This window comes from Mesorhizobium escarrei (assembly GCF_935825525.1).
Taxonomy (GTDB): domain Bacteria; phylum Pseudomonadota; class Alphaproteobacteria; order Rhizobiales; family Rhizobiaceae; genus Mesorhizobium; species Mesorhizobium escarrei.
This window is the reverse complement of record NZ_CAKXZT010000101.1, coordinates 25008-44885: the sequence shown is the minus strand read 5'-3', so window position 1 is coordinate 44885 and position 19878 is coordinate 25008. Positions and strand designations below refer to the sequence as shown.

14 protein-coding genes are annotated in these 19878 nt (G+C 59.0%); 10 read left to right on the top strand and 4 right to left on the bottom strand.

Features of this window, described 5'->3' with window-relative positions; translation table 11 throughout:
- The first annotated feature begins 946 nt into the window (after window positions 1-946).
- The 4 genes from glyA (at window position 947) to tdh (ending at window position 6317) form a co-directional block, all read left to right on the top strand.
- Entirely contained in the window at window positions 947-2284 is a 1338-nt protein-coding gene (gene glyA / locus NMG80_RS06615) for a serine hydroxymethyltransferase (RefSeq protein ID WP_254017396.1), read from the top strand.
- Between the two features lie 53 nt (window positions 2285-2337).
- A complete protein-coding gene (gene metK, locus NMG80_RS06610; RefSeq protein ID WP_254017395.1) occupies window positions 2338-3513 on the top strand; it encodes a methionine adenosyltransferase in 1176 nt (391 codons plus the stop codon).
- A gap of 107 nt (window positions 3514-3620) precedes the next feature.
- Window positions 3621-4613, top strand: a complete 993-nt coding sequence (locus tag NMG80_RS06605) for an adenosine kinase (protein WP_254017394.1) — start codon at window positions 3621-3623, stop codon at window positions 4611-4613.
- A gap of 669 nt (window positions 4614-5282) precedes the next feature.
- Entirely contained in the window at window positions 5283-6317 is a 1035-nt protein-coding gene (gene tdh, locus NMG80_RS06600; RefSeq protein WP_254017393.1) for an L-threonine 3-dehydrogenase, read from the top strand.
- 229 nt (window positions 6318-6546) lie between these two features.
- On the opposite strand, the gene NMG80_RS06595 is transcribed toward tdh, so the two are convergent.
- Window positions 6547-7584, bottom strand: a complete 1038-nt coding sequence (locus NMG80_RS06595) for a cytochrome-c peroxidase (protein WP_254017461.1) — start codon at window positions 7582-7584, stop codon at window positions 6547-6549.
- Between the two features lie 538 nt (window positions 7585-8122).
- Between NMG80_RS06595 and NMG80_RS06590 the strand changes: the two genes are divergently transcribed.
- Window positions 8123-8590 carry a Ros/MucR family transcriptional regulator gene (locus NMG80_RS06590; RefSeq protein ID WP_254017460.1) on the top strand — a complete coding sequence of 156 codons (468 nt, stop codon included), beginning with the start codon at window positions 8123-8125 and terminating at the stop codon, window positions 8588-8590.
- A 200-nt stretch (window positions 8591-8790) separates the two neighbouring features.
- Window positions 8791-10122, top strand: a complete 1332-nt coding sequence (gene hemN, locus NMG80_RS06585) for an oxygen-independent coproporphyrinogen III oxidase (RefSeq protein ID WP_254017392.1) — start codon at window positions 8791-8793, stop codon at window positions 10120-10122.
- Between the two features lie 399 nt (window positions 10123-10521).
- Here the strand turns inward: hemN and NMG80_RS06580 are convergent, their stop codons facing one another.
- Window positions 10522-11355, bottom strand: coding sequence for a prephenate dehydratase (locus NMG80_RS06580; protein WP_254017391.1), 834 nt, complete (start codon window positions 11353-11355; stop codon window positions 10522-10524).
- A 755-nt stretch (window positions 11356-12110) separates the two neighbouring features.
- Here NMG80_RS06580 and NMG80_RS06575 point away from each other — a divergent pair.
- Complete coding sequence (locus NMG80_RS06575) at window positions 12111-13112, top strand: DMT family transporter (protein WP_367185934.1); 1002 nt, start codon at window positions 12111-12113, stop codon at window positions 13110-13112.
- A gap of 296 nt (window positions 13113-13408) precedes the next feature.
- Here the strand turns inward: NMG80_RS06575 and NMG80_RS06570 are convergent, their stop codons facing one another.
- A complete protein-coding gene (locus NMG80_RS06570; protein WP_095777381.1) occupies window positions 13409-13621 on the bottom strand; it encodes a cold-shock protein in 213 nt (70 codons plus the stop codon).
- 797 nt (window positions 13622-14418) lie between these two features.
- On the opposite strand from NMG80_RS06570, the gene NMG80_RS06565 reads away from it, so the two are divergent.
- Both NMG80_RS06565 and NMG80_RS06560 read left to right on the top strand, forming a co-directional pair.
- On the top strand, window positions 14419-15726 hold the full coding sequence (locus NMG80_RS06565; protein WP_436798560.1) for a M16 family metallopeptidase: 1308 nt from the start codon (window positions 14419-14421) through the stop codon (window positions 15724-15726).
- 4 nt (window positions 15727-15730) lie between these two features.
- Window positions 15731-17131 carry a M16 family metallopeptidase gene (locus tag NMG80_RS06560; protein ID WP_254017388.1) on the top strand — a complete coding sequence of 467 codons (1401 nt, stop codon included), beginning with the start codon at window positions 15731-15733 and terminating at the stop codon, window positions 17129-17131.
- 569 nt (window positions 17132-17700) lie between these two features.
- Here NMG80_RS06560 and NMG80_RS37245 read toward each other — a convergent pair.
- Window positions 17701-18267, bottom strand: a complete 567-nt coding sequence (locus NMG80_RS37245; protein WP_367185931.1) for a HipA domain-containing protein — start codon at window positions 18265-18267, stop codon at window positions 17701-17703.
- Between the two features lie 248 nt (window positions 18268-18515).
- On the opposite strand from NMG80_RS37245, the gene NMG80_RS37240 reads away from it, so the two are divergent.
- Window positions 18516-18668, top strand: a complete 153-nt coding sequence (locus NMG80_RS37240; protein ID WP_367185930.1) for a hypothetical protein — start codon at window positions 18516-18518, stop codon at window positions 18666-18668.
- Window positions 18669-19878: the final 1210 nt, after the last annotated feature.

The window sequence follows — 19878 nt, the reverse complement described above, 5'->3', positions numbered from 1 at the left end:
GGACTCAGACTGGCAGCCACTGAGTGGCGCGATCATCTTGCCGGTTGCCCTAGCCTACCTGAGCGACGCGGATGAACGCCACACTTGGCTGTTCAGGCAAGCGCCGGGCACCATCGCCCCTGTCGCGTCGGACCCAGGTCCTCACAGGCAACGTTCTGGGCGGCCGCCGCAACGAGATGCTCCTCAAGGGTCGACCAGAACTCCTGAATGCTGAGACGATCGCAAGCAATGGGGCCAATGGTGGGCCTGTATTTTATCCTCATCGGACCAGCCGCCAATCTTATCCGATGGCCTGCTTGCAACAGATCCTTCAAAGAAAATCGTAGACTCTTAGCACTCCAATCCGCTGGGAATGGTTATCCTTTCATCTGACGCAAGTGGGTTCGAGACCGTGGCGCCGTGTACCGAGCCAAAAACCTTCAGCTCGGGTTTAAGCAATGCCGGCAAGAGCACCCACGTTGGCCGGGGAAACGAGTGCCATGCGGTCGAGCGGACAAGAAAATTGCCTCTGAAAGGCCTGGAGGACGCTAAATGGACGGAAGCAATAGGACGACTGCCCAACCGATGATGAAACTGGTCAGGAGCCTAAGGGCGGCTGCTCATCTTGATCGGCTTCGGATCCTGGGACTTTGCGCGCATGCGGACCTCACCGTCTGCGAGCTGGCAGAAGTTCTGGCTTTGCCCCGCGAGCACGTTATGGGACATGTCCGACAGCTCGCCAGAGCCGGATTTCTCGGCAACGAACAACGTCCGCGGCCCTCGTACCATCTCGAAGCAGCAGGAAGGGATGGTGGCCTAGTTCAACTGTTGGTCGATCTTCTGCCCCACGGCGATGGCTATCACAGACAAGACCTAAAACGCCTGGAAGCGATACAAGGCGCGCGGTCCAAGGGAACCGGCTGCATGTCTTGAAATAGGATTAGTCCAATTGGAGCGCGAAACTGCCATGGACAATTCGGCCGGCGGCGCCATCACGCAGCCCGACACTTACGGGCGGCCTCACCTTGCCGCCGTAGATTGTCGCGTTCACGAACTGCTTCTAAGACAGGAGCGCCAGGAGCGGACAACTCTCAAACTTATCGCCTCCGAGAACTTTGCCTCCTCCGCGGTGTTGGAAGCGACCGGGTCGATTTTCACCAACAAGTATGCCGAGGGATACCCCGGTGCGCGCTATTACGCCGGAAACGAGATCGTCGATGAGCTTGAGAGCCTCGCTATCGAGCGCTTGAAGGCGCTATTCGGCTGTGAACACGCTAACGTCCAGCCATATTCCGGCTCGCCGGCCAATCAGGCTATCTATCGAGCACTGTTGAGTCCGGGGGACAAAATGATGGGCCTGCCCCTTCCCAGTGGCGGCCATCTGACTCACGGTTGGGCAGTCAACTTCTCCGGCACCGATTATCAGCGAGTCCCATACGGGCTGCACGAAAAGACGCAGCAGATTGACCATGACCGCTTGCGCGAGACGGCCAAGCGGGAACGCCCGAAGCTAATTTGGGTCGGCGGAACTGCTTATCCGCGCATTTTTGACTACGCGGCAATGGCCGAAATCGCTTCGGAGGTGAACTCCTACCTGGTGGCCGACATCGCCCACATCAGTGGCCTAATTGTCGCAGGAGTGCATCCGAACCCCGTGCGCCATTGCGATGTGGTCAGCAGCACCTCTCACAAGTCGATCCGGGGCCCCCGCGGTGGCTTCATTTTGTCCAGGAATGAAGACCGTTATCAGGCGCTCTACCATTCGAAAAGCAACCACAATCTTGCCAAACGCATAGACCGTGCCGTGTTCCCTCTCCTGCAGGGCGGACCGCACATGAATACTATCGCCGCGCTAGCTGTCGCTCTGCACGAAGCAGCGAACCCGTCCTTCCGTGTCTACGGTCAGCAGATTGTTAAGAACGCCAAGGCTCTGGCCCAGGCGCTTCTGGAGCGAGGTTATGACCTGGTCACCGGGGGGACTGACAATCACATGCTGATCCTTGACCTTCGGGACCGGCCGCTGTCCGGCAAAGCCTATGCCGAGCGGTTATCGCAAGCAGGTATCATTACGAATTTCAATATGGTGCCGGGGGACTGGCGGCATCCGGCGCTCACAAGCGGCATCCGCTTAGGCACGCCAGCGGTGACGTCCGTGGGCATGGGCGAGGCGGAAATGGTGCAGATTGCCGCTTTCATCGACCTGGTTTGCCGCCAGCCCGATGATCCGGACGTCCATGCCTGCGTGCGGAGAGACGTTGCCGACTTCTGCGCCGCGTTCGACGTCCCTGGGATGTCCGACAGGTAAGACGGCCAAATCAAGTGTCACACCTAACTACACATCTGAAGCGAGGACATTTCATGACCAGGCAATTCGTGTTCTCTTCCGAATCCGTCGGCGCAGGACATCCCGACAAGATGGCCGACAATATCTCAGATGCCGTCCTCGATGCGATCCTTCGTAAGGATCCTGAGGCTCGCGTCGCTTGTGAAGCGTTGGTGAAGTCGGGATTGGTCGTTCTGGCTGGCGAGATCACCAGCCATGCGCAGATCGATTACAGCCAAGTTGCCCGCGATACCATTTTGGATATTGGATATGACGACGATGCCATCGGCTTTGACGGTCGGCATTGCGCGGTAGTCCTGGCCCTAACCGAGCAATCGGCCGACATCAGCCAGGGCGTCGACGAGGGACGAGGGCAGGATCTCGAGCAGGGAGCCGGGGATCAAGGACTCATGTTCGGTTACGCATGCAACGAGACCGAAACATTGATGCCGGTGCCAATCCAACTCGCTCACGATTTGACAAAAAGACAGGCAGAGGTGCGGAAAACGGGACGGCTTAGCTGGCTGCGCCCTGATGTGAAATCTCAAGTCTCCGTCCGTTATGAAGGTCTGCGCCCCGTGGCGATTGATACCATAGTCCTGTCGACGCAGCATGACGGGGAGGTCTCACAAGCCACGGTCCGCGAAGGCGTCATTGAGGAGATCATCAGGCCGGTCTTGCCCCCCGACTTGGATACGACGGGGATAAGATTCCTGGTCAATCCAACAGGCCGGTTCGTGGTCGGTGGGCCGCGCGGCGACTGCGGGCTCACCGGACGCAAGATCATCGTCGATTCCTACGGTGGGATGGGGCGTCACGGCGGCGGCGCCTTTTCGGGCAAGGACCCGTCCAAGGTTGATCGCTCGGCCGCCTATGCGGCGCGGTACGTCGCAAAAAATGTCGTTGCAAGCGGCCTTGCGGATGTCTGCGAGGTTCAGCTTGCCTACGCTATCGGTGTGGCCGCGCCGGTGTCTATCCTGATCAATACCTTCGGAACCGCAAAGATCGACGAAAAAAGGATCGAGCGCGTCGTTCTTGAGCTTTTCAATCTCCGACCGAAAGGCATCATCAAGATGCTTGATCTCTTACGCCCAATATACCGCAAAACCGCGACATACGGACACTTCGGCCGCGAAGAGCCGGAGTTCACGTGGGAAAGGACGGACAGAGCTGAGGACCTGCTGCGTGAGGCAGGACCGGCAGCAGCGTGATGCGCCGATGTTGGATGCAGCGGCATACGGCAACTCCATTCCACACCTGCAAAAACCCGCCCCGCCCGGCGCGGCAGAGGGTGGGTTTTTGGCGGAGATATGAATAGATGCCGAACTATGACGTGCTTTGTATCGGTAATGCCATCGTCGACATCATCGCCCAGTGCGACGAGGCATTCCTGGAGACGAACGGCATCATCAAGGGCGCGATGAACCTGATCGACACGAGGCGCGCCGAGTTGCTCTACAGCCGCATGGGCCCGGCGATCGAAGCCTCCGGGGGCAGCGCCGGCAACACGGCGGCGGGTGTCGCCAGCTTCGGCGGACGCGCCGCCTTCTTCGGCAAGGTCTCGAACGATGCGCTCGGCGAAATCTACGCCCATGACATGCACGCGCAGGGCGTCGCCTTCGACACCAGGCCGCTCAATGGCGAACCGCCGACGGCGCGCTCGATGATCTTCGTCACGCCGGACGGCGAGCGCTCGATGAATACCTATCTCGGCGCTTGCGTCGAGCTCGGTCCGGAGGATGTCGAGGCGGACAAGGCGTCAGGCGCCGCCGTCACCTATTTCGAGGGCTATCTGTGGGACCCGCCGCGCGCCAAGGAAGCGTTCCGGCAGACGGCGAAGCTCGCCCATGCCGCCGGCCGCGAAGTGTCGATGACATTGTCGGATTCTTTCTGCGTCGACCGCTACCGCGAGGAGTTTCTGGAGCTGATGCGCTCGGGCACCGTCGATATCGTCTTTGCCAACAGCCACGAGATCAAGTCGCTCTACCAGACAGCCTCCTTCGATGAGGCGCTGGCCCAGATCCGCAAGGACTGCAAGATCGCCGCCGTCACCCGCTCTGAAAAGGGCTCGGTCATCGTGCGCGGCGACGAGACCGTCACCATCGATGCGACGAAAATCCGCGAGCTGGTCGACACCACCGGCGCCGGCGACCTCTATGCCGCCGGTTTCCTCTACGGCTACACGCAAGGGCGCAGCCTGAAGGACTGCGGCGATCTCGGCTCGCTGGCCGCCGGGCTGGTGATCCAGAAGATCGGCCCAAGGCCGCGGCAGAATCTGCGCCACGAGGCTGAGCAGGCGGGGTTGTTGTAGCGGCTGGGCACTTCCGCGACGTGCTGGCCTCCTCCCCTTGTGCAGGCGGTCGAGGCAAGCGTGTGTAAATTGAAATGTCGTATGCCCGTCCGTGAAAGATGGCTTTCCTTTGAAGTTTCTGATTATCGAGGCTCAGGACCTTGTCGCACCTGAGGGTAGCAGTTCGGGGCGATCTTGATCATCACCATGCCGACGTTTGGCGCAAGTCGTTCAGAGCTCCACCCCAAGTACCCGGACTATGTTCTTTGAAGACAACGATCGTTCAGCGTGACGTCCCTGCCCTCCTCGATCGGCCCGACGATGAAGGCTACATGCGTCGAGGCTGGAGGGGGCGGCGGCAGCCTTGCGGGCCTGGCGCCCAGCTCACCGATCTTCGCCCGCACAATCCAGCGGATCGCGCTGGGCCCTCCCACGCTGAACGGCGCCACCGCTTGCGGCGCCAACATGCCCTCGTCCAAAGCCTTCGAGACCCGCGACCGAATGTCCCGTTCAATGCTCTTCCCATCGTCCACCTCCATCCCGGTGGATGTTGAATCAACCAGAACGCAGCCGTCACATCACAGTCGATTCAACGATCACAGGACGTGCTCTAGGAGCCTAACTTCCGTTGTGCAGGCTAATCCAAGGGATCGCGAAAAGCGCAATCACCATAGGTGTAAGGAGATTCTGATGTCGAACATGATGAAGGCGCTGGTCAAGGCCAAGGCCGAGCCGGGCATCTGGATGGAAGAAGTGCCGGTGCCGGAAATCGGCCCCAACGACGTTCTGATCAAGATCAAGAAGACCGCGATCTGCGGCACCGACGTCCACATCTACAATTGGGACCAGTGGGCGCAAAAGACCGTGCCGGTGCCGATGGTCACAGGCCACGAGTTCGTCGGCACGGTCGCCGATTTCGGTGCGGCGGTGACCGAATACAAGATCGGCCAGCGTGTTTCGGGCGAAGGCCACATCGTCTGCGGCCATTGCCGCAACTGCCGTGCCGGGCGAGGGCATCTCTGCCGCAATACGCTCGGTGTCGGCGTCAACCGTCCCGGCGCCTTCGGCGAATATCTGGCGATCCCGCAGCACAATGTCGTGCCGATCCCCGATGATGTGCCGGACCAGATCGCGGCGATCTTCGATCCCCTGGGCAATGCCGTGCACACCGCATTGTCCTTCGACCTCGTCGGCGAGGACGTGCTGGTCACCGGCGCAGGTCCGATCGGCATCATGGGTGCGCTGGTGGCGCAATGCGTCGGCGCGCGAAAGGTCGTCATCACCGACATCAACCCGGTGCGGCTGGCGCTGGCGAAAAAGCTTGGCGTCCAGCATGTCGTCGACGCCTCGAAGGAAAAGCTGCGCGACGTCATGCCGGCGCTCGGCATGACCGAGGGTTTTGACGTCGGCCTCGAAATGTCGGGCGCAGCACCCGCCTTCCGCGACATGATCGACACCATGAACAATGGCGGCAAGATCGCCATTTTGGGCATTGCGCCGACCGGCTTCGAGATCGACTGGAACAAGGTCATCTTCAAGATGCTGCATCTCAAGGGCATTTATGGCCGCGAGATGTTCGAGACCTGGTACAAGATGATCGCGCTTGTGCAGGGACCGCTGGATGTCAGTGGGCTGATCACCCACCGCATCGGCGTTGACGACTATATTTCCGGGTTCGATGCGATGAAGAGCGGCAATTCCGGCAAGGTGGTGATGGACTGGTGAGGGCGATGGCCGGCGTGACTTTGCGAAGGTGCTGACGGGACACCACCCTGGCCTGCCGGCGATCTCCCCGCGAGGGGCATCGCTGGTGCAAGGCAGTGGCTCCTCCCCAACGTGCGCCGCTCAATCGTCGGCGCGTATCGCGGCCCAATCGGACGACGCTTCTGGCAATTCGCCCAGATCGGTCAATCAATGCTCACAGACGCGACGCGATCGTCTGTTTTCCCAACGCCTACGACCGAGGTCGAGGTGTCGTGGGCGTTTCAGGCGGCAAGATGGGATATGCGATCTCCGGTCGCTTTCCGGTCAGCGAATGAAGGTAGGCAACGATCCGATCGATTTCGATTTGCGTTAGCTCTTGGCCAAGCTGGGTGGTGCCCATAATAGCGACCGCCTGTCTCAGATCCCAGACCTTGCCCGAATGAAAGTATGGCGCGGTGATTGCTACGTTGCGCAGCGACGGCACGCGGAAAACATAGGAATCCTCTGGTACATTGGTGACGGCAAATCGTCCCTTGTCGTTCTCCGGCAGAACGTCGGCGGTAGGCTTCTCAACGAGGCCGAATGGATAATAGCCTTGCCCACCAAGATTGACACCCGAATGGCAGGACGAGCAGCCCTTTTCGATGAAAAGGGCCAGGCCCTGTTTCTCTTCGGGACCGATGGCGGTGTCATCGCCATTGAGGAAGGCGTCGAAGGGGGCCGGCGTGACCAGTGTCGCCTCGTAGTCTGCGAGTGCATTGGCTACGTTTTCGAAGGTGATGGGATCGGCTTCATCCGGGAAAGCTGAATGGAACCACTCCACATATTGCGGCATCGATTTGAACGTCTCGACTACTCGATGCGATGTGTTGGCCATTTCGACACCGGCCTGTATCGGCCCTTTGGCCTGAGCTTTCAGGTCTTCGGCGCGACCGTCCCAGAACTGCGATTTGTTGAAGACAGAGTTAAACACCGTCGGCGCGTTGCGCTGCCCGTTCTGCCAACCATGCCCAATCGAAGTTTCACGATTGTCGTCGCCCCCGGTGGCCAGGTTGTGGCACGAGTTGCAGGAGAAAACGCCTGAGGACGAGAGGCGTGGATCGAAGAACAGTGCCTTGCCGAGGGCAATCTTCTCCGGCGTGCTCGGGTTGTTGGTGACCGCCGGCGTGAATGGCAAGGGCTCGAAGGTGGCCAGTGCCGTTTCTCTGAGATCTGGCGGAATGAACTGCGCAGCAAAAGCTGTGGCTGCCACCAGCGCAACAGCCATCGCAGTGAACAGAATTTTCATAATGGAGTCCTTACGATGTGCACGGAAACCATTCTCCACAGGCGGCTTGCGAACGCCCTGCGCTAGATCAGCGGATCGAGGGAATCGTGCCTGCCGACCAGCCAATCGAGCGGCGGAAACTGTGACTGCGGTGTATTATCGCCCGACGGCGGGTTCCAATGGTGGGCGCGCGCAATCGCTGTTTCTTCGCCTGAGGGTTTGGTCGGTTCCGTGGCCTGTCGCCATATGCTGCCGCAACGCCAACCTGTTTCATACGCGCAAGGTTTTCTGCCCCCAGCGAGTGCACGGCTCATGGTGCTTTACAAGCTTTCTGCGTCTTCCTTTGGCAGTTCAAACGGTCGAGATCGGGACTGAACGGCGGATACTGGCGCAGTTATGGACAGCCATTACCGCGCAGATAAGTGTCACGACAGCGTGATGTGCGCTATAGACCTCAATGTTGGACGAGCAACGAACAATCCTGTCGCGAGATTTGTTGCTTTCAACGGAAATCACCACTAGAAGCGACGCTCCGCAGACCAATCCACCGGAGAGTTTCATGCCAGAAGAAGACTTCAAAAACATCGACAACCTCATCCAGCTTACCGCAGATGTTGTCTCAGCCTATGTTTCCAACAATCCCGTTCCGGTGGGGGACCTATCTGCCCTGATCGGCCAAGTGCACGAAGCTTTGAAAGGCACGGCGGCCGGTCGCGTCTCGGCACAAGAGCCGACGGTGTTGACGCCGGCCGTCCCGATCAGAAAATCGGTGACGCCGGACTACATTGTCTCCCTTGAGGACGGCAAGAAATTCAAATCGCTAAAGCGCCATCTGTCGACCCACCACGGGCTGACCCCCAATGAATATCGCGCCAAATGGGGTCTGCCGGCGGACTATCCCATGGTCGCGCCGAACTACGCGGCTGCGCGCTCTGCCCTGGCCAAGACAATGGGACTCGGCCGCAAAGCGAAAGAGCCTGAAGTCTCGGCGCCCGAGAAGCGGTCTAGAAAGAAGGTACCAGCGTGACTTCCCCCACCCAGACCCGTTGTGGGCTGGCGGCTCGATCAGCATGATGTGAGCGAAACATCGAAAAGGCGGGATCAAATCCCGCCTTTTCCTTGCACGGTGTGATTACACGCCGCGAAGCGGAATGGAATTGACATAGCGCAGAGACACAGGAGTCCGCAGCGGTAAAAGGACCAACTTTTCAGCTTGGGACGAAACTGTTGCAGACCTCTATCCTGAAAGAATATCGCGAGGCTCTCCTGCCTTGGTACACCATCTATCCGACTGTGCCGGAGTTCACCGCCACCGTCAGGGCCGAAAGCTATGAGGAATGGCTAAGAGGTCTGCCGGCTGACGATCCGGTGTCGCTCTATCTCCACATTCCGTTCTGCCGATCGATTTGCTGGTATTGTGGCTTTCCGACCACGATTGCCCGCAATCAGGGTCCGATCCTCGACTATGTGGCCGTTCTGCGTGACGAGATCCGTTTGGTCTCGGAGCAAGTGCAGCAGGGGCTCGTCGTGAACGTGCATTTCGGCGGTGGAACCCCGACTCTTATCGGGCCAGCGGGGTTTTTGGCCATGATCGAACTCCTGCGCCGCCGCTTCGCGTTCAGGAAACCCGCTACGATCGCCGTCGAAATTGACCCGCGCACCTTCACGGCCGAGATCGCCGAAGCATTGGGAGCAGCCAACGTGAGCCGCGCCAGTCTCGGGGTGCAGAGCTTTGATCCGATTGTTCAAAAAGCGATCAACCGGGTCCAGAGCGAGGCGCAGACGGCCGCTGCCGTCGAAGAGCTGCGCCGGCATGGAGTAAGCGGCATCAACTTCGATCTCATTTTCGGTCTCCCGAATCAGACGGTAGAGTCCTGCGTCCAGACTGCGGCGGCGACTGTCGCCATGCGTCCCAACCGGCTTGCCGTGTTCGGCTACGCGCACATTCCATCGGTGATAAGGAATCAGCGCCTGATCGAGAATACTGCGCTGCCGGACAGCGTCGCCCGCGCCGAACAGGCTGCGGCCGTGGCAGAGACTCTGGTTGCGGCCGGCTACCGAGAGATCGGCCTCGACCATTTCGCCTTGCCGGACGACGAACTTACGCTGGCCCAGACCAGTGGTCGGCTACGGCGAAACTCGCTGGGTTACTCGGCCGACACCTGCAAAACCCTGATCGGTTTCGGCGCGTCGGCTATCGGGCGGGTCGGCGAGGGTTACGTCCAGAACGAGGTGAAACGTGAGTCCTACAGCCGGCATATAGCAGCTGGCCATCTGGCGACGTCAAAAGGTTACCGGCTCACAAACGAAGACCGCGCGCGAGCCGCTATCATCGAGCGGCTGATGTGCGATTTGGAGGCCGATGTGCCGGCAATCTGTGCGGCCCATGGATTTGATCCGATCCGTTTTCTCGATTCAGCTGAACGCTTGGCGATGCTGGCCGAGGACGGGATCGTGGACATCGAAAAGGGTTTCATCCGAGTGCGGCAGGAGCATCGCTTCGTGATTCGTGCTGTTGCTGCAGCATTCGATGCTTTTCTCGACCGGGTTGGCCCGTAAGCACATCCAAGCAGCGTGGGGCGAGGCCATAGGGATGACCGCTCGTTGCTAACGGCACGCTCGTAAATCACCGCAGCGCCGGTGATGGCGCTCTTGCGCCGCTTGAAGTGCTTAACGTTTTCCGAATGGACGAGCGTTGCCGCCTATGAACGCGTCACAATCACTCGACGGTGACTGATTTGCGAGATTGCGCGGCTGCTCGACATCTGTGCCCATGAATACCGCCGTTTGCTAGGCAAAAAGCTGGATCAGCAACGAGAAGACCATCGCGCGATGAGCTCGTCGGTAGCCGGCAGCTCGACCGTGTGCATCGGTCAAGTTTCGATGCGGCTGCCCCTTTTTCATCAGTGATGAGGATCAACAGTTTGGCGTCATGGACGAAAACTAGCTTAGCCATAGCTAGTAAAGACGTGGGTACGATCCCAGAATTCTAATGCCATCGATCGTCGCCAGGGCAGCCAGCGCCGGGTGCGTCGAAACGTGTCCAGCGACATCGATTGCATACTGATGGGTGTCCAGCCGCTCGCATGTCGGACGCTCATAGATATTGAGAACGACTAAATCTTCCTTCGAGAACATGTTCAGTACATAACTGAGGTTTTGCTCTGAAACGCGGAGATGAAGTGTCGTCCGGTCGAATCCTGTCGGCGCAGCGGTCTTGCGCCCAAGCACCCACCACCGGGTTACATTATGTAGGCCTTCTTCGATTCCTGTTCGCAAGATCTGCAGATTGTACAACTTGGCTCCAAGTGCAGGACCAAATGCCGCTATCGAGGCAGCTTTTTGCTCAGCCACGAAAGATGTCGTTCCCATGCGGCTCTCTCGCTCGACGTTCGGCATGTTCTCGTCAAGCCACGCGGCCACCTCCTGCAAGGCTACGGGATGCCCCATTACCTTGGTGATCGTCGAGAAACTCGCATCCTTGCTCGCAATGAGGCTGTAGCTCAGGACCTTCGGATACTCGGCGATAATCTTGGGAGACCTCAAGCTCAGGATCTGATCGAGGTAAGGAGTGGTTCCGACCAGAGAGGTCGTAGCTGGGGCGCAAGCAACGTCGACGAAGCCATTTTCATATGCTTCGAACAATCCGTCGCTGAATGGAACGAGTTCAACTTGGTCACCAAAGAGGTCCAGCGTGGCTTGATGGGTCCAGGTCCCCTCGGGGCCAATGTACCCGGCCCTCTTGATCCCGGAGATGTCAATCGCTGGAAGCTGCTTGAACTGCTCGTTCATTTCCCCGGCCACACTCGATCGAGAGTGCGTCAGACCTCTCATTCCATGATTCACATGTAGAGAGGTTCATGACATGAAAATATTCCGATCGATTGAACTCGAGGCTAGGCTTGGCTAGCCATCAGAATACAGAGTGCATTCAAACGAATCCCGACCAAGACGGGCTGTCTACCCATCGGCTGGAACTCAAGATCACCGAATCGGTCCTCATTAGCGATACGACCTTCATCGATCCAATCCTTCGAGCTCCGCGGGATAGGCATGGGTATTGCCCTTGACCACTTCGGCTTCGGCTCCGGCTTTGCTATTTAGCTGTGTCATTCACTATGCACAAGCTAACTGTCAAGCGGAGACAACACAACTTTCACAATTAATATTACACGTTCACATAAGATGCACATCTGCAAGCATTATTTTACAGTATCGACATCAAATCGTCGCCACTTTTGCCCAAATTAACTTAGATGATCTTCAGAACCTTGCAACAATAACGGCTTCATTACCGAACGGCCGCCAACCATTTCGGCGTTGCAGGCCAATGGTTATCTCGAACGTTGAGAAGCTCGGATTCTGGAGATCGCTGCGGCGGAGGGGAGTGTGCGCAATGGTGTCGTATGCAGCGGCTGCTGAAGTGAAGCCTCGTGAGGTGACGACGCTGCTTAGTTTGAGCTGCGCAACACAATACGTGAGTGTTCCTGATCCATCTTGCGCCAACTTCAGCCAATGGCTTCTCAGGAAACCGCACCCATCGCTCAATGGTGTCTCCTTTCTCGGTAAAGGCGCGAGCAATGGGTAGGCCACCAGATCGAGAGCGGTCGGCCACAGCACGTTCCGCCTGGTGGAGGCGGCTAGCACCGCAGGCGTTGAGCAGTGCGTCGACTGCACTGCTTCGGGACAATTATATACGCGCGATTCTCTTTCTTATAGTTTCTGCGGTCGCTACGAGCACTGCAGGAATGTTCGTAAGGGCCCTGCCGATTTCTACTTGGACAATTTTGTTTTGGCGCAGCGTGTTTGCGGCGGCTTTCCTTGCAGTTTATCTACTTGTAACTGGTCATAGAGCCGGCTTTCGGCCGACAATGCAGGGCATGGCCATCGCGATCTGTCTCGCTGTTAACATGCTCGCATTCATCCCAGCGTGTCAGTTTACCTCAACTGCCAACGCATTCATCATCTTTTCTGCTGGACCAGTCTTGACGGGCATCTTCGCGTGGTTATGGCTGAGTGAGGACCTTCGCCCAGCGACCATTGTAGCAGCGATAACCATCCTCATAGGCACTTATGTGCTCGTTTCTGGAGCAGGATCGAAATCTGGACTTTTTGGCAACGTCTTTGCGATTGTCACGACTGTCACGATGTCGATCACTACCGTGCTGATCCGTCGCCACCGAGAAGAGTCGGTTCTATCCTTCATCTGTTTGGCCAATGCTTTTGTTGCCCTGGTCAGCTTTTGGTTTTGCGAACCTTTTTTTCCGAATCTCCGAGATCTGGGACTTCTCGCTTTGTTCGGTTTCGTGCAACTCGCGTTTCCTGCTGTTTTCTTCCTGGCCGGCACTCGCCGACTTCCGGCGTGCCAGGTCTCTCTCATTCTGGCACTGGAAGCGCCACTCGCGCCATTGTGGACCTGGCTCGCATTCCGTGAAATGCCGACTCGTTCAGACCTCATCGGAGGAAGTATCATTACTGTCGCGGTGGTCGGCTATCTCGTAGTGATGGCGAGGTCCATCAGATCCGAACGCAAAGGCGCCGCGAGCTAGCAATCGAGCGGTGTGTGAAGGGACCGGGACCCACAAGAAGGTTGCAGCTTGATGTCATCTATCCACATTCGTTCTGATGCGTACAGCTGCGGGCAGTATCTGCCGCGAAGAATCTGCTGCAGAACATAAGAAGCCGGGTACCCGCCCCTCTTCACTCGCAAACATCTTGTTTCAGTAGAAATTAGCAACTTCCCACAATCCTGCCCCGGTCTGCGATGGGATCCGTGTTCTTGGCCGCTCTTGTGGGGCGAGTCAGTGGCACGTCTGCCCGGCTTGCCGGGCAGACGCAGAAAAGTTCAGCCAGCTTTGCTGAGACTGCCAGCGGAGGACTTCCCAGTACGGCGGTCCTGTTCGATCTCGTAGTTGATCTTCTGACCCTCATTAAGGGTCGAAAGGCCCGCTCGTTCGACAGCGGAAATGTGGACGAAAACATCCTGACCGCCATTGTCGGGCTGGATAAATCCAAATCCCTTGGTGCTGTTGAACCACTTTACCGTTCCGGTCGCCATAGACGTATTCCTTTGTATCCATTTCAATGTGGGCAGGCCATAAGCCAGTCCGATTCATATCCGAGATTTCAAAAGCAGCAAAAGCGAAAATTGCAAAAGCCAAGCCAATCGCAAAAGCGGCTCGCAAGGCTATCATGACAGCCTGGAAGTATGTCCCGCGCTGGCGCTCGGAATGGCCCAAAAGACAGCGATGCCTGCAACGCTCCGGAAAGTTGCAGATCCGCGTCTATCGCTGGTTGGAGTCCTACCACGGGATCTGTTATCTACCGATGTGAGCGAGGGTACGCTGACGACCCAGCAACTACGGGCGCGCGCTAACGCCACCATATTCGTCGCTCGGGTAGTTTACCTAGCCACCTTTTTAAGCGGCAAGCGCTCCCCATTTCGGCGGTGTAAGATGTCCGACAATGTCGGATACGCAACACAGCAGGGTCCGATCAATCACATTGCCCAAACGGTTTTCTCATTTGGCACCGTTCGTGCGCGGTCATCGCAAACGCGTCGTGAAGCCAGGAGAGTCGTCCTATGATCCCCCACCAAAAAATGCCGCGCCACCTTTCCCCGACGCACTCTGAGATAACGCTCGAGTCGGGCTTGGCAGCATGCTGAGGGCTCATCTGGCCCGGCGCTGCCCACCGATCCACTTTCTCCCAGTGAGGGCGACGAGGACGCAGCAGGCTCAAAATGAGGGACAACTCACTTCGGCTCGAACCTTGCCCATCGCCCGATCACCACAACCGAAGCCATCGACAAATCTTTGGTCTGGCTGGCTGGGCGGGACACTTTTTGCGACCGCGCTGGCGATTGTGACCACCGCTCCGGTTCTGGCGGCTACCGATGACATCAAGGCAACGAATTTCCTGCTCGACAACGGCATGGAGGTGGTCGTCATACCCGATCACCGCGCGCCCATCGTCACCCATATGGTGTGGTACAAGATCGGCAGCGCCGACGAGCCGCCGGGGAAATCCGGCATCGCGCATTTTTTCGAGCATCTGATGTTCAAAGCCACGGCCAATCACGCCGCCGGCGAGTTGAACCGCGCGGTGGCCGAGATCGGCGGCTCGCACAACGCCTTCACCTTTTACGACTATACCGCCTTCTACGAAAGAGTAGCGCCCCCGGCATTGGAGCAGATGATGAGCTTCGAGGCTGACCGCATGCGCAATCTCACCCTCACGGATGATGTCATCAACACCGAGCGGGATGTGATCCTCGAGGAACGCCGCTCGCGCATCGACAGCAATCCGCAGGCAGTGCTCGGCGAGGAGGTCGACGCCACGCTCTGGCAGAACCAGCCCTATCGCATTCCGGTGATCGGCTGGATGCAGGAGATGAAGAAGCTGAACCGCGCCGACGCCAAGGCTTTCTATGACAAATATTATACGCCCAACAACGCCGTGCTGGTGGTGGCCGGCGATGTCGAGCCGCAGGTGGTCAAGGCGCTGGCCGAAAAGACCTACGGCAAGGTCGCGCGTGGTCCAGACCTGCCGCCGCGCATCCGTCCGGTCGAACCCGAACAGAACACCAGGCGCACGGTGACGCTCGCTGACGCGCGTGTCAGCGTGCCAAGCTTTTCGACGCGATGGGTGGTTCCCTCCTATCACACTGCGAAGCCGGGCGAAGCCGAAGCGCTGGACCTGCTGGCGGAGATCCTCGGCGGCGGTAGCCGCAGCCGGCTCTACCAGCAGCTTGTCGTCAAACAAGGCATTGCCGCCGAGGCCGGCGCCTTCTTCCAGGGCGACATGCTCGATGCCACCAACTTCACCGTCTATGGGGCGCCGCGCGGCGACGCCAAGCTTGCCGACATCGAGGCTGCGGTCGACGCCGAGATCGCCCGCATCGCCAGGAACGGCGTCACCAGCGACGAGCTGGAGAAGTCCAAAGAACGCTTTATCCGCTCGGTAATCTTCGCCCACGACGAGCAGAACTCCGTCGCTAACATGTATGGCTCCACGCTTGCCACCGGCGGCAATGTGAAAGACGTCGAGGAATGGCCGGACCGCATTCGCAACGTCACCGCCGATCAGGTGAAGGCCGTTGCCGCCCGCTACCTCGTGTCTGACCATTCGACGACTGGCTATCTCTTGCCTAAGGAGAATTGATGTGATGACAACCCCACTCCGCAGCGACATTGCACAAGCGTTGCCCTCTGATGTTGGAGGAGGGAGGACCGCACGTTTCGCCACCTGGCTGGCCGTCCTTCCCCTTGCTATTTTCTTCCTCATCCTGCCGTCGCTCACCGCCCGTGCTGCGGTGAACATCCAGGAGGTGAAATCTGAAAAGGGGATCACCGCCTGGCTGGTGGAAGACCACACGCTGCCGATCGTCACACTCCACTTTGTCTTCGACGGCGGCACCAGCCATGACCCGGCCGGTAAGGAGGGGCTTGCCAATTTGATGACCGGCTTGTTGAGCGAAGGCGCCGGTGATTACGACAGCGACACTTTTCAGGTGAAGCTTGACGAGGCCGGCGCCGAAATGAGCTTCAACGCGTGGCATGACGGCATCTATGGCTCGATACGCCTGCTTTCCAAGCGCCAGGAAGCCGCGTTCGATCTGGTCGGGCTCGCGGTGAACAGGCCTCGCTTCGATCAGGGGCCGGTCGGCCGCATTCGCGCCCAGCTTCTCTCCGGCATCATCGCCAACGAGCGCGAACCTCATGCGATCGCCGAGCTTGCCTGGCGGCGCAGACTCTATGGCACACATCCTTATTCGAGGCCGCCCGAGGGCACCAAGGAGAGCCTGACCCGCATAACGCCCGCCGATCTAAGCGCCTTCCACAAGGCCGCTTTCGCCCGCGACGGGCTGCACGTGGCGGTCGTCGGCGACATAGATGCCAAAGCCCTGAGTGCTAGGCTCGACCAATTGTTCGGCGATTTGCCTCAGAAGCAGGCGCTCGCCCCGGTACCTGATGTCACCCCTAAGCTCGGCCAGTGGACGTTGGTTGCATACGCCCTGCCCCAGACTTCGCTCCAGCTGGCTTTTCCCGGTATCGGACGCAGCGACCCGGAATTCTATGCCGCGCAGCTGATAAACGATATACTCGGAGGCTCGCCATTTACCTCACGTCTTTTCCAGGAAGTGCGCGAAAAGCGCGGGCTTGCCTACGGTGTGTCTTCTAGCTTGGAAGGCTACCAGCATTCCAACATGCTTGTCGTGGCCACGTCGACGCGCGCCGACAGGGCGGCCGAGACGCTCAACCTGATAAGACAAGTAATCAAGGAGCTGGTGGACACAGGGCCAACAGCGGCCGAGCTCGAAGCGAGCAAGAAGTATCTGATCGGGGCCTATGCTATCCGCAATCTGGGTTCCTCCAGGGCGATTTCAGCCACCCTTGTCAGAATGCAGCTCGACAAGCTCGGCATAGACTACATCCACCGGCGCCCGGCCCTCATCGAGCAGGTGACGCTCGACCAGGTCAGGGCTGCGGCGAAGAAGCTGCTTTCGGCCGAGCCCGCCGTTATGGGCGTTGGCCCGCGGCTAGCTGGTTCCCGTGACACCGAATAATTTCGCGCTCTACAACAGTAGCTGAACGACTCCGCCGCCATGAGGTGCACATAAGTACAATTGTGCCATCTGATGCGTTTCCATTCGCCACATATCCGCGTCAAAAGACTTCCCTACCACGATGCTGAGAGCCCAGCCGTCAGCAATCGGAATCCACAGCGCCCGAGGCCAGAAGAACGCCGGCTCCAGAATCCGGCCTCCGATGGAGTAATCGGTTCCATGTTCGACGGGCTCGCGCCGATATCGCGCAACCCGCTGCCGCATCTCCTCCAAGGACGCAGCGCCGTTGATCGCGCCGAATGCCTCCCACCCGAGTGAGATCGGTACAATCGACGCATGTCCGAACAGCCCACCACCGACGGTGAAGTTGGCTATGGGCTTTAAGAGAAAGAGCTCGCCCGGTTGACCCGCGCGGAACTACGACCGCACCCCGGGCTGCCAGAAGTTCACTTCGTCTATGTCCTGGCAGCGGGGCAGAAATTGACCATTTCAGATCGGTGACGCCGACATAGATCCTGATCGCGTTGGTGCTCATGGAAACGCCTCGGCGCGGTCGCGCACGATCGCCTTCACTCGCTCCGCCGCTGTTTGAGCAGCATCAGCCCGTTCGAGAAACGACGGCAGAGCCAGCGTAGGCACTGCCTTGCGCAGGGCAGCGGCGATCGAACTGTCGCTTCTTCCGCACGAGCGACCGGCAGCTCGATCGTGCGCGCCAGGGTTAGGAAGTCCTGCCGCGTAAGCCGGTCGTCCTTACCGTTGAGCTTCAGGGCCATACGATCTCCACCAAGCCCCGGAAAGACACGGGTCGTAACAGCGTCGTAGAGGGGCGCGAACCGCACGGTGTCGAACCGCTTCGAGCCGGACTCTGCAATCTTGAGGAGCGCCAGATTTTTGAGATGCATGTCCCCGTCGGCGATTAGCCACGCGAAAAACGCGCGGCGGAACAAAGTCTCGATGTCGGCAGCAGGGTCGGTCGAAAGCGGCCGCAAACCCCGCGCCATACGCTCGATCGTGCCGTCGTATTTGGCGGAGGCCGGCAGATCGAGAACCGAACAAAAATCCTCGAGCGCCAGGTAGCGTCGATCAGTAGGCCCGCGTCGCACGTCGAACCGTTCCACGACCAATGCAGGCGACATCCCATCCGGCATGTCGACAAGCGCGGCGGCCGGAACCTGGAAGCCCGCAGCGCGACCAAGTTAAGACAGAGCCATTCGACGACTGGCAGCATTTCGAAGCCCGCGGTTCCGGCCGGCTTAAGCACGTGAGTAAACGGCAGGTCGATCGCGGGCAGCAGCTCGCCGTCCGATCCTAAATTCATCGGCGCCTTGATCTGAACACCCGATAGTCTGGGCGTTTCCGCGCGCGCAAACAGCTGAGCCAAGTTGTGCTCGAACGTTTCCTGGATCTCGCCTCGCAACGGGCCGAGGTATCGACCAGTGAAATGCCCATCGTCGATGAACGCGACAGGCTCGGTGTCGAGTTCGTCCCGCGGCAGGGCATTGAGCTCAGCTTGGCGCTCGACGACCGCGATATTTGACATGTAGCGTTTGCCACGTCGCAGCGCTTCGCGTTCGTCCTGCTGATGCAGCACTTGCGCGAGCCATCCTTCTGGGAGGAGCGACTCGATGAAGGCCGGCAGCTTGCCTGGTGCAGTCTGTCGAACGAGCGGCGCTGCGCCTCACAAGCTTCCAGCGCCACTCGGATCCATCGTCGATGAGACGACCGAGGGAATTCCTATGCCATGCCACAAGGAGATCCAGCGCCGCCTTGTTAACGGGGCGCTCGGCCGCCGACGGGCGCGCAGTCAGATAACGCTCAGCGGCCTCCCCTTCGCGGTACCATCCGTTCTCGCGAGCCAACGCCCAGCCCGCGTCAGAGGCCATATGTGGCGAGCCGTGTTCCTCTATGAGTCTTGCCGCCATCTCGGCGCGCATCGGTTCAGTGACGGCGCTGGCATGCTCACTGCGCAAGCGGAACGCTTCCAGGAAGCGTTGACGCGGCGAGGAAACGTCAATCGCAACTCGCCGAGATCTTCCCCTACCACCGCAGACGTCAGTCGAAGGATGGGGGGCGCCTCGTTCTGGATTATTTCGAGCGCCCGTTACCGAGTTCGTTGATTGCGCCGACCGCTAACGAACAGGCGGCCATCAGGTGTTGGAGCGAGAAGTTGGGCAGTGGCGGACGGTAGATAGGCTCTAGGATAGAGATAGCGTGCAATGCGCACGGCATGGTCCAGCACGGCTTGCTCGATGTCTTCGCCCGACCGGGCACAAACTCCGCGGACGAGCGGGACGAGCTCCCCTGCCGCCGCTAATGCACGCGCGCGTCTCTTATCTATCGTCTCTCCGACCAGCAATATGGACACGGACTTTCTCGCATCTGAAATGCGCAAGGTCATGCCTGTCTACTCGCATCGCCAGCCTGCTCGTCTCCCTTCTCGACCGGTTTGTTGCCGAATTCACTGCTAATTCCGATGGAGCAATGGGCCCCCGCCGGATGAGTGCGCGCGCCGAGCGGGAGCGACGAGTCTGGCATAGATTATGGCTCTGGGCTTGCGTGGTCTCGATCGAATCCCAAGCCATATGGCCAGCCAGGACGACAGTGTCGGCTTTGCAACAAAGTCAGAGGTCCGACTGACATGGGGTGGCTCACAACGTTGTAATTGAAAGCTTTTTTCTTTGGCACGCTTAGTGCAACAGATGATCCTCAAAAGTTGCACGGAACCGCGGCACACCGACAGGGGAATA

Coding starts and splice junctions, on each gene's coding strand:
- glyA (WP_254017396.1), top strand. CDS start 947: ATGGACAATTCGGCCGGCGGCGCCATCACGCAGCCCGACACTTACGGG.
- metK (WP_254017395.1), top strand. CDS start 2,338: ATGACCAGGCAATTCGTGTTCTCTTCCGAATCCGTCGGCGCAGGACAT.
- NMG80_RS06605 (WP_254017394.1), top strand. CDS start 3,621: ATGCCGAACTATGACGTGCTTTGTATCGGTAATGCCATCGTCGACATC.
- tdh (WP_254017393.1), top strand. CDS start 5,283: ATGTCGAACATGATGAAGGCGCTGGTCAAGGCCAAGGCCGAGCCGGGC.
- NMG80_RS06595 (WP_254017461.1), bottom strand. CDS start 7,584: ATGAAAATTCTGTTCACTGCGATGGCTGTTGCGCTGGTGGCAGCCACA.
- NMG80_RS06590 (WP_254017460.1), top strand. CDS start 8,123: ATGCCAGAAGAAGACTTCAAAAACATCGACAACCTCATCCAGCTTACC.
- NMG80_RS06580 (WP_254017391.1), bottom strand. CDS start 11,355: ATGAACGAGCAGTTCAAGCAGCTTCCAGCGATTGACATCTCCGGGATC.
- NMG80_RS06575 (WP_367185934.1), top strand. CDS start 12,111: ATGGTGTCTCCTTTCTCGGTAAAGGCGCGAGCAATGGGTAGGCCACCA.
- NMG80_RS06570 (WP_095777381.1), bottom strand. CDS start 13,621: ATGGCGACCGGAACGGTAAAGTGGTTCAACAGCACCAAGGGATTTGGA.
- NMG80_RS06560 (WP_254017388.1), top strand. CDS start 15,731: ATGACAACCCCACTCCGCAGCGACATTGCACAAGCGTTGCCCTCTGAT.
- NMG80_RS37245 (WP_367185931.1), bottom strand. CDS start 18,267: ATGTCGCCTGCATTGGTCGTGGAACGGTTCGACGTGCGACGCGGGCCT.